The sequence below is a fragment of the Paraglaciecola aestuariivivens genome (assembly GCF_052983255.1).
On sequence record NZ_JBRKBA010000005.1, the window covers coordinates 180,155 to 196,536 of the forward strand.

The 16,382-nt window shown below is 42.3% G+C and carries 14 protein-coding genes and 5 tRNA genes; 12 read left to right on the forward strand and 7 right to left on the reverse strand.

The annotated features are described in order from the left end of the window. Positions 1-392: 392 nt before the first annotated feature. Positions 393-2,162, forward strand: a complete 1,770-nt coding sequence (locus ACVCDT_RS09490) for a hypothetical protein (protein WP_447132532.1) — start codon at positions 393-395, stop codon at positions 2,160-2,162. 123 nt (positions 2,163-2,285) lie between these two features. Continuing rightward, a complete protein-coding gene (locus tag ACVCDT_RS09495) occupies positions 2,286-3,137 on the forward strand; it encodes a sulfotransferase family protein (protein ID WP_447132533.1) in 852 nt (283 codons plus the stop codon). A gap of 649 nt (positions 3,138-3,786) precedes the next feature. Here the strand turns inward: ACVCDT_RS09495 and ACVCDT_RS09500 are convergent. Both ACVCDT_RS09500 and ACVCDT_RS09505 read right to left on the reverse strand, forming a co-directional pair. Beyond that, positions 3,787-4,110 (reverse strand): hypothetical protein, encoded by a 324-nt coding sequence (locus ACVCDT_RS09500; protein WP_447132534.1) that lies wholly within the window; start codon positions 4,108-4,110, stop codon positions 3,787-3,789. Positions 4,111-4,302: 192 nt separating this feature from the next. After that, complete coding sequence (locus tag ACVCDT_RS09505) at positions 4,303-5,688, reverse strand: M28 family metallopeptidase (RefSeq protein ID WP_447132535.1); 1,386 nt, start codon at positions 5,686-5,688, stop codon at positions 4,303-4,305. 118 nt (positions 5,689-5,806) lie between these two features. On the opposite strand from ACVCDT_RS09505, the gene ACVCDT_RS09510 reads away from it, so the two are divergent. After that, complete coding sequence (locus tag ACVCDT_RS09510; RefSeq protein ID WP_447132536.1) at positions 5,807-6,703, forward strand: histone deacetylase family protein; 897 nt, start codon at positions 5,807-5,809, stop codon at positions 6,701-6,703. 902 nt (positions 6,704-7,605) lie between these two features. Here the strand turns inward: ACVCDT_RS09510 and ACVCDT_RS09515 are convergent. Both ACVCDT_RS09515 and ACVCDT_RS09520 read right to left on the reverse strand, forming a co-directional pair. Continuing rightward, positions 7,606-7,681: transfer RNA gene (locus ACVCDT_RS09515), tRNA-Val, on the reverse strand. 43 nt (positions 7,682-7,724) lie between these two features. Further along, positions 7,725-7,800: transfer RNA gene (locus ACVCDT_RS09520), tRNA-Val, on the reverse strand. Between the two features lie 272 nt (positions 7,801-8,072). On the opposite strand from ACVCDT_RS09520, the gene gltX reads away from it, so the two are divergent. The 4 genes from gltX to ACVCDT_RS09540 all read left to right on the forward strand — a co-directional run bounded on the left by gltX (position 8,073) and on the right by ACVCDT_RS09540 (position 10,181). Then, complete coding sequence (gltX, locus tag ACVCDT_RS09525; RefSeq protein WP_447132537.1) at positions 8,073-9,482, forward strand: glutamate--tRNA ligase; 1,410 nt, start codon at positions 8,073-8,075, stop codon at positions 9,480-9,482. Positions 9,483-9,583: 101 nt separating this feature from the next. Further along, positions 9,584-9,659: transfer RNA gene (locus ACVCDT_RS09530), tRNA-Ala, on the forward strand. Positions 9,660-9,812: 153 nt separating this feature from the next. Next, positions 9,813-9,888, forward strand: a tRNA-Glu gene (locus ACVCDT_RS09535). 217 nt (positions 9,889-10,105) lie between these two features. Then, positions 10,106-10,181: transfer RNA gene (locus ACVCDT_RS09540), tRNA-Glu, on the forward strand. A 48-nt stretch (positions 10,182-10,229) separates the two neighbouring features. Here the strand turns inward: ACVCDT_RS09540 and ACVCDT_RS09545 are convergent. Beyond that, on the reverse strand, positions 10,230-10,628 hold the full coding sequence (locus ACVCDT_RS09545) for a hypothetical protein (protein WP_447132538.1): 399 nt from the start codon (positions 10,626-10,628) through the stop codon (positions 10,230-10,232). Between the two features lie 120 nt (positions 10,629-10,748). Here ACVCDT_RS09545 and ACVCDT_RS09550 point away from each other — a divergent pair, with 120 nt between their 5' ends. The 4 genes from ACVCDT_RS09550 (at position 10,749) to ACVCDT_RS09565 (ending at position 14,726) form a co-directional block, all read left to right on the forward strand. Beyond that, positions 10,749-10,949: a DUF1289 domain-containing protein gene (locus ACVCDT_RS09550; RefSeq protein ID WP_447132539.1), complete on the forward strand. Its 201-nt coding sequence runs from the start codon at positions 10,749-10,751 to the stop codon at positions 10,947-10,949. A 69-nt stretch (positions 10,950-11,018) separates the two neighbouring features. Continuing rightward, positions 11,019-11,945, forward strand: coding sequence for a tRNA-dihydrouridine synthase (locus ACVCDT_RS09555; protein ID WP_447132540.1), 927 nt, complete (start codon positions 11,019-11,021; stop codon positions 11,943-11,945). 82 nt (positions 11,946-12,027) lie between these two features. Then, the gene (locus ACVCDT_RS09560) at positions 12,028-13,449 is read left to right on the forward strand and encodes an amidohydrolase (RefSeq protein ID WP_447132541.1); all 1,422 of its coding nucleotides are present in this window, start codon (positions 12,028-12,030) and stop codon (positions 13,447-13,449) included. Then, positions 13,446-14,726 carry an amidohydrolase family protein gene (locus tag ACVCDT_RS09565; RefSeq protein ID WP_447132542.1) on the forward strand — a complete coding sequence of 427 codons (1,281 nt, stop codon included), beginning with the start codon at positions 13,446-13,448 and terminating at the stop codon, positions 14,724-14,726. The genes ACVCDT_RS09560 and ACVCDT_RS09565 overlap by 4 nt, the downstream gene beginning before the upstream one ends. Before the next feature lie 40 nt (positions 14,727-14,766). On the opposite strand, the gene ACVCDT_RS09570 is transcribed toward ACVCDT_RS09565, so the two are convergent. After that, positions 14,767-14,952, reverse strand: coding sequence for a hypothetical protein (locus ACVCDT_RS09570; protein WP_447132543.1), 186 nt, complete (start codon positions 14,950-14,952; stop codon positions 14,767-14,769). 54 nt (positions 14,953-15,006) lie between these two features. Further along, entirely contained in the window at positions 15,007-15,657 is a 651-nt protein-coding gene (locus ACVCDT_RS09575) for an arylesterase (protein WP_447132544.1), read from the reverse strand. Position 15,658: 1 nt separating this feature from the next. Here ACVCDT_RS09575 and ACVCDT_RS09580 point away from each other — a divergent pair, with 1 nt between their 5' ends. Further along, on the forward strand, positions 15,659-16,381 hold the full coding sequence (locus ACVCDT_RS09580) for an ABC transporter ATP-binding protein (RefSeq protein WP_447132545.1): 723 nt from the start codon (positions 15,659-15,661) through the stop codon (positions 16,379-16,381). Position 16,382 lies beyond the last annotated feature (1 nt).

Consider the following 16,382-nt stretch of genomic DNA (forward strand, 5'->3'; position numbering starts at 1 on the left):
TCATTCACTAGGCTAAATACGCTAGAAAGCAAATTAAATAAAACTCTACATGTTTTGTGGGTTGAAATTTAAGCGAAATTATTTTGAACCAAATTGATTCGAATTACGAAAGTGAGTCGTTAGTTTTTTATAACTCTTAATTTTATAAAATTATAACTTTATAACCTATTAATATTAATGTAGTGTGTGTACACCACTATGCACAGTATCAAATGACTTTAAATGTTTGATAGAACTGTAATGGATGTATGAGTAAAGAGCTCGTTTAGTGCATGAATTTTAACAGAGACAAATTTTGCGCTTCTTGAGTGAAGTTGAGAAAACGTGCCTAGCCTAAATAGAATTTTTTGGGAGGGAAAACCGTAAGAATAGAGCAATCTCTTAGGAAGTAAATGATGTCTAGGTCCCCAAATAAAAAGAGTAGTACAGAAAGACCCCTTCAATTCAAAAAGCGCCCTGTAACCCAACTTATGACACTCACGTTGTCATTGGTCGGATATGGTGCGTTTAGCCATCGGGCCCATGGCTATGCTTCGTTTAAAGCACCGCCGAGCGTCGCTTTAGACTGTGATAGTACAGACAAAATATTAGTTGGAATTGCTAATGATGTTGTCGTTGGAATGGCTAATGATGTTTCTTGTACGCGCAATTTTTTAACCATTAGAAATACCTATTATGATGGTTTTTATAGGACTGCTTTAAAAACAACAGGCGAACTTTACAACTTTAACACCCTTAACATCCTTCGTCATATGGGTATCTATGATGGTGGCAGCTTATTTAACTTTGGAGAGCTGAACAATTACGTTCGTTGGACGAACAGCACTTATGGCAGCCTATTTAGCTATGGTGATCTGAACAACAATGGAACATTTTTTGGTCACTCTGGCACATTGGACAACTCTGGAAACTTTGTCAACAATGGCAATATATACAATATTGGCAATGGTTACTCCGATAGCCGTCTGTACAACAGTGGCAACTTTACCAACAATGGTAGAGTTGGCAACTATAGTGTGGGAACCAATGTAGGCACACTGTCCAATAGCAGTTTTTTGAAGAACAGTGGAAGTTTTTATAACAGCTCCACTCTGAATAACTATGGTTTACTGCTTAATACCCATGCGGCCGATTTTATCAATACAGGTACTCTGATCAACAAGGGGACCCTAACTAACAGCGAAGCCCGAATTGACCCGAAAACTATAGCGGCATACGGTAACTCCTTCTATTCATATTATGGTAACAAGGTCAACTTCGGTGGTGTTAGTACACTGACCAACACTGGTACTCTGAACAACGAGGGTGCTCTTAATAACAGAATTGATAGCACACTGACCAACACCGGTACTCTGACCAACACAGGTACTCTGACCAACACAGGTACTCTGACCAACCACGGCGCTAGCACTATGTTGGCCAACAGTGGCACTCTAATAAACGATGGCCGAATTGATAATGGTGGGGCAATAACCAATAGTGGCACCTTTGAAATTAGTGAGTTTAATAGTTTAAGCAATACGAGTTCCGCGAGCTTTACTCAAAACGCTGGCAGCACTATTGTTAACGGTAGTATTGATGGGGGGAGAGTTGATATTCAGGACGGCAGCTTAAGCGGATCAGGCACTATTGCAGCAAACCAAATTACAATTGGCCAAAACGCCACAGTCAATCCGGGAAATTCTCCGGGTACCTTAGTTCTAAACGGTGATGTAGATTTCTTTGGAACCTTGCAAACCGAAATTACCAGTAGCAGTATTTATGATGTATTAGAGGTGAAGGGGGACGTCACTTTGGCCGATACTACCCTTTTCAATTTCTTCTTTGATGGCAGTTATGTTGAAAATGACGGCGACTCTTTTGATTTTCTTACGGCCTTCGACTTTGATTTTGGATTGGGCAATGATTTTCTTAGCTGGTTTGATTTGAGTAAATTTAGTGTCACAGGTTTAGACTCAGCTTATGACTGGTCGGTGTCCTATACTGACAACTCTGCCTTGCAAGACTTCAGTTTTCTGTCTTTAAACATTTTTTCGAATTCCGTCACAACTCCTAACACAGGTGTGGTGTCGGCGCCCGGCACTTTAGCCCTGTTTGGCTTGTCTTTGGCATTGTTGGGGTGGGGGCGCCATCGCAGCACAAAGCCGAGTGTCCAAATCTAACTTAAACGTAAGCTTCTGAAATATCAGGGCGTCTTCATGCGCCTTGCTTATATTAGCCAAGTTAGTTTTTATCGGTTGGCTCTAACTATCGTCGACTTAATCCCCTTAAAGCAGGAAAACCTAATGTCTGTAAACAGTGCCCCTAAAACTATTTATTTTATTGCTGGCTTACCCCGCAGTGGCTCAACCTTGTTAACTAATATATTGGCGCAAAACCCTGATTGTTACACCACACCGACTTCAGGGATCATAGATATGCTGGTAAACGTGCGCAATCACTGGGACCAAAATGAGGCTTTCAAAGCCATGGATAGAGGGCTTAGTGAACAAATCAAGCAACGCGTTATGCAGGATATGTTGCAAAGCTATTTTGCTCACGCACCCCAGCCAATTTGTATTGATAAGAACCGTTTTTGGTGTGAGTTTTTGGAAATGGCCGCTGCCTTAGTCGGGGGGCGTGACAAGGTTAAAGTTATTGTTACTGTAAGAGACCTACGTGATGTGTTGGCATCCTTCGAGCAGCTTTACCGCAATACATCGGGCTTAGGGCAGTTACCTCAAGAAAACAGCATGGCTATGAAGTTTAAAACCGCTAGAGGAAGAGTGGAAGTATTTGCCGATGATTCACAACCGGTAGGGCGGGCTTTTAATGCTATTCGAGACGCGATCACCCGTGGTTGGCGCGACAATATGCATTTTGTTGAATACGATGCGCTGACCCATGCACCAGATGAAACTCTAGCAGGTATTTATGACTTTTTAGGACAACCCCATCATCAGCACAATTTCAATCATGTAGAGCAAGTAACTCACGAAGACGATGCGGTTTATGGGTTTAAAGACTTACATATTATTCGTAACAAGGTAGAGCCCCAAGCTGCTAAGTGGCAAAAAGTTTATGATGATCACGTTTTTAGCGCCCCTGCTTGGAAGAGTATAGAAGGTATGGCAACTTTCTGGAAAGCATATAAATAGGGCGAGACCGTGCAGAGCTGGCCCTATTTATAGCGTAAGTTAGCTGGTGAGGCTAAAGTAGGTCTTAAGCCTATGCGATGACGTGATTTTATAAGGGAGTAAAGCCATCGTTCGACTCTGCGGTTCTAGAATCTCAAACAACCACGGATGGTCTGTTATGCCTCAGCCTAGGATAGCCAAATGGCTTCTATTGGTTGAACCACATTTTCAAACTCAATATTTTTAACGGTTATTAACTCAGTTGAGTCGCTCATCAATGTTTAATAATTGAAGATCCGTTTTTCGCTCTTTGAAGAGATTAGTTAGTATTAATTTGAACTGGAATTTCTAGCGGGCAGCAGCCGTTGGTCTATTGTTCTAAAAGCATTCGCTTACGCTCACTGGCGTCCTGCCAGTTTTGTCTCGAATCCTTTCGAGCCAGTTAATCTTTTTCAACAGCCAAAAAGAGTAACCATTCATACCGCAAAAAATCAGACCAACAGACTTTAGGGCTGTGAATTAGTTTGTTTTTCAGCTCTAATTTTTTCTGCATATTCAATAAAAGAGCCATCAAAATATTTTTTATTGTGGCCAGCTATTAAAACTCCAAAGCCTGGAGAAAGTATCAAGCCATCAACTAGAGATTTTCTGGAGCGCCAACTTCTTTCGCTCAACATTTTACTTTGTTTTTGTAAAAACAAATTTTCAATATGTCGCACTTCTGCAGCAAACATATAAAGCCGTAATTTTTATCCTCATCAGATAATTCATTAGGGTTTTCTCTAAATAAAGTACTGACTCTTGCTGATTCTTGAGAGCTAGCAAAATTCAATAATAACTGGATATCTAAAGAAGCTATTTCATGAAATGTCGATGCTTGTGTCGCCTTGGTGTTGTCTTTAATTTGAAGGCCAACAAAAATTAAAGAAATGACAATGGCTAAAGCTGAAATGATATCGGCTAATAAAGCAGATTCTTGTAGTGTTACATTCATTGCTGAGTCCATTTATAAATGATGTAGCAATTAGAATATTACTTATCTGGTACTTAGCAAGTTAGCTGCAATTTTAATACCGCTAAGTTAGGGCTGTTAATGGTTGCTTGCGGCACATAAGCTAACCTTAATTAAATGCCGTTCCAGCTAATAACCTGCCGGAACGACCATTATTGTTACTATGCCAATAGGTTATTCTCCAAAAGCACCAGCGGCACCAGGGAATACCACAGGGCTTTCAAAGCCGTCTTTACTTACACTGGCTACCCCAAAGAAATAGTTATCAATCACCACATTCTCCAAAGTGTATTCATTTACATCACCCACAAACTTGCTAAATTGCCATTGTGGGGCGTCGGTATAACGCCAATAGATTTTATACCCGGCTAATTGACTGTTTTGTTGTTTATCTAGCGCCTTCCAACTTAAGGTAGTACTAGGGCGTACTGCACCTTTAATAGTCACACCAGCAGGAGGCGAGGGCGCCCAAGCCATGCCGGCCAAAGATACGGCATTTAAAGCTGTAAGTTTGGCGGCATATTCAAAGTTTACACCTTCTATAGTATCGCCATAGGTAATGCCGTTTTCGGTACGTAAGTCTTGATGCTGGCGTTCGTAGTGTTCGTTAGTTTCCATAATACGTACGCCAGGATAGCCTAGGTCATTAAATGGGCGATGATGACCACCACGGCCAAATCTGTCTAGGCGATAAATCACCATAGTGTCGAGGTTAGGAATGTAGCGGTCGGCCATTAGATCTATGTAACGTGCTAGGTTACGACTAGGTGAGTCTACTTCACCACCGGTAAAGCGGCGAGTACGTGCTTCAGCATCGGTTTCGGTTTGACGGGTGCCTTCTGCAAAAATGCGTGCTGTGGTGTTATTGATTACGCCATTAATGCCAGCAATATTGCCTATCATGTCGTTGTTTAGTACGGCTTTTAAACGCCAACCTTGTTTTTGTGCTTGTTCAGCTAAAATCTTGCCACCAAATAAACCTTGCTCTTCGCCGGCTAATGCGGCGTAAACTATGCTGCCATTAAATTTATATTTAGATAAGACTCTGGCTGCTTCTAAGGTGCCAGCTACGCCCGAAGCATTGTCGTTGGCTCCTGGTGAATCGTCGGTAAAGTTCATTACATCTGAGATGCGAGAATCTATATCTCCCGACATCATCACATATCTATCTGGATCGCTTGAGCCTGTTTGTACGGCAATGACACTCACCACTTCGGTTGCGTTAGGTATGCGTTTTTCTCCCTCTATCACTTTTGATTGAAAGTAAACCGTTAAGCAACCACCACACTCAGCAGAAATTTTGTCAAACTCGGCTTTTATCCAACGTCTGGCCGCGCCTATGCCACGGGTATTCGATTTAGTATCAGATAAGGTGTGGCGAGTGCCAAAGCCTACTAAAGTGCGAATATCTTGCTCGATACGTTGGGCAGAAATCTGTTTTTGGATGTCATGCAATTGGGCTTGATCTGTGTAAGCCAGTTGTTGAGCATGGCTATTCTGGCTATAAATTAGCAGCGCCGAAGTGCAAACTAGAGAGGATATTTTAAGTAGGGATTTCATTTAGTGTTTCCTAAATTTGATGAACAATAGCGAATATTTCAGCCGATACTTTAACGTTTTATCAAGTAGAATGGTTTTTTTTCTGCAATTTTTTCTGATAACTGAGTTGTAAAATTACATGATCCCTTTGGTTTTTCACCCCATTTATAGCCAACTCGATTTGCCTGGTCATCACCGTTTTCCTATTCAAAAATATCAAGGAATACGCAACAAGTTAGAAGCCAAAGGAGTATCCGAGGACTGCTTTTATCAACCTAAGCCAGTAATGGTGTCTGAACTTAAAGAGGTGTTTAGCCCGGTTTATGTGCAACAACTTGTTGAAGGTACTTTAGATCCTAAGGCCATGCGACGAATTGGTTTTCCTTGGTCGCCCCAACTTATTCAACGTTCATTAACTGCTGTGGGTGGCACAGTATTAACTGCGCAATTGGCGCTAGAGCAGGGTAAAGCGTTAAACCTAACTGGTGGTTATCATCATGCTTTTGCTAATTACGGCTCGGGTTTTTGTTTGTTTAACGATTTGTATCTGGCAGCACTTGCGATGCTACAAGACCCAACTATTGATAAAGTCCTGATTTTTGATTGTGATGTGCATCAAGGTGATGGCACAGCCAAGTTGGCCGAAAACAACCCTAATGTGTATACCGTCTCTATCCATGGCGAAAAGAACTTCCCTTATTACAAACAGCATTCAGACTTGGACTTCAACCTATCCAAAGGCACAAAAGATGCGGAATATTTAGACACAGTAGATGCAAGCCTTCATTTAGCCATCAATACCTTCAGGCCAGACGCGGTAATTTATGATGCAGGTGTGGATATTCATGTGGATGATGATTTAGGGCATTTACTCGTGAGTACCAAGGGCATTTATCAGCGAGATCGCTTGGTATTCGACCTTTGCCAACAAAAAGGGCTACCTGTAGCGGCTGTAATAGGTGGTGGTTATCAAAGAGATATCGACGCATTAGTCAATGTTCACCTGCAGTTATACAAAGCCGCAGGTGTGCTTTAAACCCAATAAAAAACCCGCAGCGTTACCGATGCGGGTTTGATATGTGGTGGGTTCAAACTGATTCTTTAGGAGCACGGCTCCGCCAGCTTGAACAATCCGCCAGGGAAGGCGGATTTGGGAGCGGATCACCACGGACGTGTTTATTTCTACCTTAAGTTTTCAAAAACCAATAAAAAAGCCCGAAGTAAATCAATACTCCGGGTTTTAATGGGGTGGGTTCAAGCTGATTCTTTAGGAGCACGGCTCCGCCAGCTTGAACAATCCGCCAGGGAAGGCGGATTTGGGAGCGGATCATCACGGACGTGTTTATGACTACCTTAAGTTTTCAAAAACCAATAAAAAAGCCCAAAGTAAATTAATACTCCTGGCTTTAATGTGGTGGGTTCAAGCTGATTCTTTAGGAGCACGGCTCCGCCAGCTTGAACAATCCGCCAGGGAAGGCGGATTTGGGAGCGGATCATCACGGACGTATTTATGACTACCTTAAGTTTTCAAAAACCAATAAAAAAGCCCGAAGTAAACCAATACTCCGAGCTTTAATGTGGTGGGTTCAAGCTGATTCTTTAGGAGCACGGCTCCGCCAGCTTGAACAATCCGTCAGGGAAGGCGGGTTTGTTACGTGGTAACCAGGTGCGGTTCATCACGGACGTGTTAATGACTACCTTAAGTTTTCAAAAACCAATAAAAAAGCCCGAAGTAAACCAATACTCCGAGCTTTAATTTGGTGGGTTCAAGCTGATTCTTTAGGAGCACGGCTCCGCTAGCTTGAACAATCCGCCAGGGAAGGCGGATTTGTTACGTGGTAACCAGGTGCGGTTCATCACGGACGTGTTTATGACTACCTTAAGTTTTCAAAAACCAATAAAAAAGCCCCAAGTAAATTAATACTCTGGGCTTTAATGTGGTGGTCGCTACTGGGCTTGAACCAGTGACCCTCGCCTTGTAAGGGCGATGCTCTCCCAACTGAGCTAAGCGACCGTATCTTGGGTGTTTTTAAAATAGCTATCTTAAAAACTAAATGTGGTGGTCGCTACTGGGCTTGAACCAGTGACCCTCGCCTTGTAAGGGCGATGCTCTCCCAACTGAGCTAAGCGACCAAATTTTTTAACTTACTGGTTGGTGCCGGTAAGTGGAGCGCTATTATAGGTAAGGGCTTTTGACTGTCAACATTAAATTTAAAATTATTGTCTGAATGACTAAAAACCCAGCAATTAATTGAGTTGTTAACATTAAATTAATATAAATAGGCTAAATGCGTTGGAATTTTATCCAACACTAGCGTTAATTAGGCTCAAAGTTCTAATTGTCTTTTTCATCTTCCCCAGAGCCTGATAAAATGGCGCCAATTTTATTATAGGTTTTGAATTTCATGACGGTAGTAACACGATTCGCCCCCAGCCCAACAGGCTATTTACATGTAGGTGGTGCTCGAACAGCACTTTATTCTTGGTTATATGCTAAAAACCAAGGTGGTAAGTTTGTTTTAAGAATAGAAGACACAGATATTGAGCGTTCAACTCAAGCTGCAATAGATGCCATTTTAGAAGGCATGCAATGGTTAGGTTTAGATTGGGATGAAGGTCCATTTTATCAAACCCAAAGATTTGATCGCTATAATCAATTAATTGATCAGCTTTTAGCAGAAGGCAAAGCGTACAAATGTTTTATGCCGGCCGCCGAGTTAGACGCCATACGAGAAACCCAAAAAGCTAATGGTGAGAAACCACGTTATCCAGGTACTTGGCGTGAACGTACCGATCACCCTACAGATCAGCCTTATGCTATTCGTTTTAAAAACCCGCTCGAAGGCAGTGTGGTGATAAAAGATCATATACGTGGTGATATTGAAATAGCTAACAGTGAATTAGACGATTTAATCATTCGTCGTTCAGATGGCACCCCTACTTATAATTTTTGCGTTGTAGTAGACGATTGGGATATGGGCATTAGCCATGTGGTTCGTGGTGAAGACCATATCAATAATACGCCTCGCCAAATTAATATACTAAAAGCGTTAGGTGCGCCTATTCCTGAATATGCGCATGTATCTATGATTTTAGGTGATGATGGTAAAAAATTATCTAAACGTACTAACGCTGTAGGGGTAATGGAGTTTAGAGACGACGGATATCTTCCTCAGGCATTATTAAACTATTTAGTGCGCTTAGGTTGGTCGCATGGCGATCAAGAAGTATTTTCTGTGGACGAAATGATAGAGCTGTTTTCTTTAGACGCTATTGGGCAATCTGCTTCGGCATTTAATACCGATAAGCTAATCTGGCTAAACCAGCATTATATTAAAACTCTTCCAGCAGCTGAAGTTGCCAAGCATGCTAAATGGCATTTTGAGCAGCAAGGAATAGATCTAAGCCAAGGCCCAGCCCTAGAAGAGGTGATTAGTGTACAAGCCGACAGAGTCAAAACGCTAAAAGAGTTAGCTGAAATTTCAGCTTATTTTTATCAAGAGTACGAAAGCTTTGATGAGAAAGCGGCGAAAAAGCATTTACGTCCTGTTGCCAAAGAGGCTCTACAACTTGTGCAATCAAAATTGGCCGAGTTATCACAATGGGATCCTGAGTCTATTCATCAAGCTATTAATGCCACGGCAGAAGAATTAGAAGTAGGCATGGGTAAAGTGGGCATGCCGTTACGTGTTGCAGTGACTGGTGCAGGTAATTCCCCTTCTTTAGATGTGACTTTAGCCTTGTTAAAACCTGAGCAAATTGAACAACGTATAACCAAAGCGCTGAAATATATAGCAATTAGAGAAAATTCGTAAAAAAAGCGTTGACATGAAAAGAGCAGATGCCTAGAATGCGCCCCGCTGTCACGGAACGACGCCTACTTATTAAAGAAAAGCCTAAGGCTTAAAATAAGTATGGGGCCATAGCTCAGCTGGGAGAGCGCTTGCATGGCATGCAAGAGGTCGGCGGTTCGATCCCGCCTGGCTCCACCAATATCAAGGATTGTCTACTACCACCTAGGCCAGTAGATAAAAAGATAAGACAACTTATTCTGTTGTATGGAAGAAGATAATGTCGCTCAGTTCGCTGGCTCACTTCTCCTTACAACAATTTATCAAAGCGTAGCTTTGATGAGCAAAATTGTTGTCCCCATCGTCTAGAGGCCTAGGACACCGCCCTTTCACGGCGGTAACAGGGGTTCGAATCCCCTTGGGGACGCCATATAAATTAAGTTAAATGATTTAACTTAAGTGTTAAAACAAGGATTATTAACTACCACCTAGGCCAGTTGATATATAGTTTGATGAAAGATTGTTTTTGTAAGAGTGACTAAGATGTTTATCTCTTTAGATTTTGCACTTAGTTATGTCGCTCCTCTCGCAGGCTCGACTCGCCTTACAAAAAATCTGCAAAGCGTGCTTTGCAAGTAAGATTTTTTGTCCCCATCGTCTAGAGGCCTAGGACACCGCCCTTTCACGGCGGTAACAGGGGTTCGAATCCCCTTGGGGACGCCATATATCAAAGCCGCTTAAGCAATTAAGCGGCTTTTTTATTGCCTTAAATTAATTATCAGGTGTTACAAAAAGCGGCACTTGGGTTAGGTTATGGCCTGCTTGTGCAATCACAATTTTTGCTTGGTTTAATTCTATAAATTTTTGTGGGCGAACTGAGGTGTGGTTAAAGTAAGGCAATAAATAGTCTGCTTGAGCGGGGTGGTCAACTATCCAATATTCAGCTTTTTGGTTACGTCTATCTAAGCTAATTTTGAAACTTGCTTGAGCGGCAGGAGGTTGACCCTGCCAACCACGCATATCAACTAAGATCGCCCAAGGGTGATTTTTTTGTTTTGCAATTTCTTCGCCCAAGGAAGAAATATAAACCAGATCGTCTTGTACCGACCACTGTCCTTTTAGATCAACTACAATCAAATTTCCATATGATTGTATACTGTAGTTGTTCATACCATTCTTCGCATTCAGGTGACTAGATAGTTAAGGCAGGGCTTATTTAAGAGTCTGTCTTGCCTTATACTAGCATGAGTGTTGGTCTAACAGGGGATTTTCCCTTATTTTGGTAACTCTATGACTCAAGTAGCAAAACCCTTGATAGCTTCTCCCTGTATTCGTCATTGTTGTTTAGATAACCAAGACCTCTGTGCGGGGTGCTTTAGAACCCTTGATGAAATTTTAATTTGGGGGCAGGCCAGTGATAGCCAAAAGCAACAAATCTTAACTTTATGCGCCAACAGGAAAAAGCAAGGTAAGCGATTAAAACCTGAATAATAGCTGCCACTTAAACCGGCTTTTTGTTAGAGTTCACGACTTTTATAATCAAAGAATCTTTCCTTATTTATGCAGATTACCTTAGCGCCTATGGAAGGCGTAGTCGATCACCTTATGCGCGATATGTTAACCCAAGTAGGTGGCTTTGATTTATGTGTGACCGAGTTCGTACGAATTGTTGATCAACTTATGCCCAAGCGGGTGTTTTACCGAATTTGCCCAGAATTAAAGCAAGGGGGACTGACTCCAAGCGGCACCCCAGTTAAAGTTCAGTTGTTAGGACAACATGCAAGCTGGTTAGCAGAGAATGCTAACAGAGCCGTCGAGCTAGGCTCGCATGGAGTCGATTTAAATTTTGGTTGCCCTGCTAAAACCGTCAATAAAAGTAAAGGTGGGGCAGTGTTATTAAAAGAGCCTGAAACTATTCATAAGATTGTGAAAGAAGTGCGCCAAGCCGTGCCAAAAGAGCAGTTGGTGAGTGCCAAAATGCGCTTAGGTTTTGATGATGCGTCTTTAGCCATAGAAAACGCACAAGCTATTGCAGACGCTGGGGCCGACTCATTAGTCATACACGCAAGAACTAAAGTTGACGGATATAAACCGCCAGCTTATTGGGATTGGATAGCAAGAATAAAACAACAAGTAGATATACCTATTGTTGCCAATGGCGAGATTTGGAGCCGTGAAGATGCGCTAAATTGCCAACAACAATCTGCTTGCGAAAATATTATGCTAGGTCGAGGTGCCTTAGCCATGCCTAATTTAGCGCAAGTTATAAAACGTCAAGACCATGTGATGCCTTGGTCACAAGTAAAAGACTTGCTTGTGCAATATTCGGGATACGAATTATTTGGTGAAAAAGGTAAGTATTACCCAAACAGGGTAAAACAATGGTTAGGTTACCTTAGTCGTCAATATGCTGAAGCAGAGCAGCTTTTTAGCCAGATACGCCGATTAAAATGTGCAGACCAAATTTTACAGCAAATCCAATCCTAGTAATCACTAGAATTAGTGACTAGGATTAGGCCTACTTAAATTTAGTTACCCATAAAAATCTTTAGTTAAATTAAGGACAAATATGAAAAGAATCATCGATTCGTCTCAGTCAATAAAACTTGCTGCTATGGCAGGCTTATTGGCTATGGTGGGGTGCTCTGACACAGATAAAAAAGCCAACAATGAGCCGGCTTTTGAGGTCAACCAAAACCCTTTTCCAAGTACCTACAAACCTTTAGAGAGTGTGCCCACTTTAATTACTAACGCCACTATTTTAGACGGTATAGGTGGACAATTTACAGATAGCAGTGTGTTGCTAAAAGACGGAAAAGTGGTGGCAATAGGGTCAGACATTAGCCCAGAAGGTGAAGTACAAGTTATTGATGCAAAGGGAAAATGGGTAACACCAGGCATTATTGATGTACATAGTCACTTGGGAGTGTATCCGGCACCTGGAGGCAAAGCGCATTCTGACGGTAACGAAGCCACTAAGCCGGTTACTGCACAAGTGTGGGCCGAACATTCTATTTGGCCACAAGACCCAGGGTTTCAAAGAGCATTAGCAGGTGGAGTTACTGTTATGCAGATTTTACCTGGCTCAGCAAACTTAGTGGGTGGTCGTGGTGTAACAGTTAAGAATATGCCAGGCAATACAGTACAAGATATGAAATTTCCAGATGCCCCTTATGGTATGAAAATGGCGTGTGGTGAAAACCCTAAACGTGTGTATGGCAGCAAAGGTGGGCCGTCTACTCGTATGGGTAACGTAGCTGGTTATCGTCAAGCCTGGGCCGATGCGCAAAATTACCAAGCTAAGTGGGATAAATATTATGCTGATCATGAAGCGGGGAAAGATCCTGCTGTTCCTAAACGAGATCTCAAACTAGAAACCTTGGCACTGGCCCTTAAAGGTGAAATTTTAGTGCATATGCATTGTTACCGAGCCGATGACATGGGCACTATGTTAGATGTAATGAAAGAGTTTAATTACAAAATCACCGCATTTCACCATGCAGTGGAGTCTTATAAAATTGCCGATCAGCTAGCCCAAGAAGGCGTTTGTTCGGCTATGTGGGCCGATTGGTGGGGTTTTAAACTTGAGGCCTATGATGGTATTCAAGAAAATGTGCCAATGGTTCACCAAGCTAAGGCCTGTGCCATAGTGCATTCGGATAGTGATTTGGGCATACAGCGCTTAAATCAAGAAGCAGCAAAAGCCTGGGCTAATGGTAAACGAGCTGGTATTGATATTAGTCAAGCCGAGGCATGGCAATGGTTGTCGGCTAATCCGGCTAAATCACTAGGTATTTTTGAGCAGACTGGCTCGTTAGAAGCAGGTAAAAACGCTGACTTGGTTATTTGGAGTAGCGACCCGTTTTCAACTTATGCACAAGCCGAACATGTATACCTAGATGGGGCATTAGTTTATGACAGAACACAACCGCAAACCTGGCCGGTGAGTGACTTTGAATTAGGCCAACCAGGTGAAGGAGACAGCAAATGAAAACTTTAGTCATCATTAGCTTAATTAGCGCTTTGTGTTTTTCTGCCCAAAGTACTGCAAAAAAACTGGCCATAGTTGGCGCTAAAGTGCATACCATGAGTGCGCAGGGCACAATAGAAAATGGCACTGTGCTGATAGAAGATGGAAAAATTACGGTAGTAAAACAAGGCCAATCAGACCTACAAGGTTATGAGGTAATAGACGCCAAAGGTAAGTTGCTAACCCCAGGCTTAATAGGAGCAAGCACTTCATTAGGCTTAGTTGATGTGGGCTTTTCAGCAGGCACTAACGACAGCAACAGCAGTTTAACTAGCATGTCTAAAGTTGGCGCTGCCTTTGATGTGTCTTATGCCATTAATGCAGATTCAAGCTTGATGGCCATTGCTCGTATTGAAGGGGTAACTTCTGCTGCCACTTCTATGAGCCGAACCGGTCAGCTCTTTAATGGCCAAGGAGCCATTATTTCACTGGCCGATTCGCCGCAAGTTGTGCACAAAGCACGGGGTTTTATTAGTACTCAAGTAAATAATAGCGGGGCAGATCACAATGGTGGCTCGCGTAGTATTTTGTGGGTAAGTTTAGAGTCAGCATTAGCAGAAGCGACCTTTGCCATTGGCAAATCGTTAGCGCCCACCCAAGCCTGGCATGGGGAGCTTAGCCGTGCCGATATTAAGGCTTTAATACCGCTTGTTAATGGCGAGATCCCTTTGTTAGTTGATGCCCGCAGAACTGCTGATATTCGTCAAGTTATTGGGCTTAAGCAAAGGCATCCCAAACTAAATATAGTGATCACTCATGCCACCGAAGGCTGGCGAGTCGCCAAAGCCTTGGCAGAGCATAATATTGCAGTCATATTAGATCCTGAAGCCAACTTACCCGCTAGCTTTGATCAACTTGGTGCCACTTTAGTAAATGCCAGTCGTTTAGCTAAGGCAGGGGTACAAGTTAGTATAGGCATGGAGTCACATAATATTCGATTGGCTCGCCAACATGCGGGTAATGCTGTGGCAAATGGTATGAGTTGGGAGCAAGGATTAGCTGCGTTGACCATAAATGTTGCCAAAATTTATGCGGTAGATAACACCTTAGGCAGTATAGAGCCAGGCAAACAAGCCGATCTTGTGGTTTGGTCAGGAGACCCATTAGAAGTCACAGAAACGGCTGAACAGGTGATAATTAAAGGGGAGTTGATAGATAGAGTATCTAGACAAACCAAATTACGAGACAGGTACCTGCAGTTGCAAAATAGCAAACCAATGCAGTACTTAAGACCTTAACAGAAAAAACCGAGTCAATGACTCGGTTTTTTTAACCCTTTTAAACCCTAATGTCTATTATCGAACCTACTCTCTGATTAGCAGGTGGAGACACTTGTGGCCTTTCCTGAACTTCTGGTGATGATAATGTTGCACGTTGAGACACAACATTTTCTGGTGGATTAACCTGAGCTTGCGATGGAGCTGATTGAGTTAATGTACCGGCGCCAGCTGAGCCTATTTCCATCTTTACCTCCTCACTAATGATGAAACCCTAACCTACAATACTAGTTGTAAATTATTATTCTGCTAGCGGGAATAGCCAAGGAGACAGTCTTTTTTGCATATCTTTTGCAATAATAATTTGTGCTTGTGCATTGGGGTGAATGCCATCTCTTTGCATTAACTCTTTATCTAAGGCAATGTTTTCTAAGAAAAAAGGTAATAAAACGAGTTGATATTGTTCGGCTAAACTGAGGTAAGTTTGGCTAAACATTTGGGTGTAGCGTTTGCCATAATTAGTCGGGATTTGCATTTGCTGCAATAACACACTTACTCCCTGTTCCTTGGCCATTTGAATCATTTTTTCTAAATTATTTCGCATTTTACTAACAGGATGGCCTTGAAGCCCATCGTTGCCACCTAGCTCAATAAAAATGTGGGTTGGCTGATGTTGTTCAAGTAAGCGTGGTAGTCTAGCTAAGGCTCCGTCAGTGGTTTCACCACTTATGGCAGCGTTAACTATAGTGATAGGTTTGGTTTTCCACGCATCTTGTAACAAACTAACCCAACCTTGCTCTTGCTTTAGCCCATAAGCCGCGCTTAGGCTATCGCCTAGTATGAGTAATTTTGTATCTTTGCCCCAAGCGTGATCTGAAATCAGCAAAATGGGTATAATAAACACTAAGATAGATAATTGATTAATAAACGATTTAGGTTTAAGAAAAGGCACTATGACTCCAAAAACTATGATTAAAACAGCAGCTATAAGTAAAACAGTTACTACGTCGCAAGGTCAATTACAGATCCTCAGGCCTATTAGTTTCGAAGTCAAGGCCGGTGAATCTGTCGCCATAGTTGGGGCGTCGGGTTCAGGTAAATCCACCTTGTTAAGTCTATTGGCTGGCTTAGATGAAGTTAGCGAGGGTGAAATTTGGCTTGATGGCGAAGCCATGCAAAACATGGATGAAGAGCAAAGGGCTCAGCTACGTGGAGCAAAAGTGGGCTTTATCTTTCAGAGTTTTATGTTGGTTCAAAGTTTAACTGCCTTAGAAAACATTATGCTGCCTGCAGAAATAGCAGGGCATCAAGATGCTAAAAAACGAGCCTTAGAAATTTTGCAAAAAGTGGGCTTAGAGCACAGAGCCAGCCATTATCCCAATCAGTTATCGGGTGGTGAACAACAAAGAGTTGCCATTGCTAGAGCTTTTATTTCAGAGCCCAAAATACTGTTTGCCGATGAGCCCACAGGCAATTTAGATGCGGCAAATAGCGAAAAAATTGAAAAATTATTGTTTGAATTAAATCAGCATTCGCACACAACCTTAGTATTAGTGACCCATGATTCAGAACTAGCCAATAAATGTGACAGGCAATTGCACATGCAAGCTGGTGAGCTAAGTGAAATTTTTGCCGAAAAACAGGCTGATGCAGCTGCTTTGCACGTGGTGAAGTAAA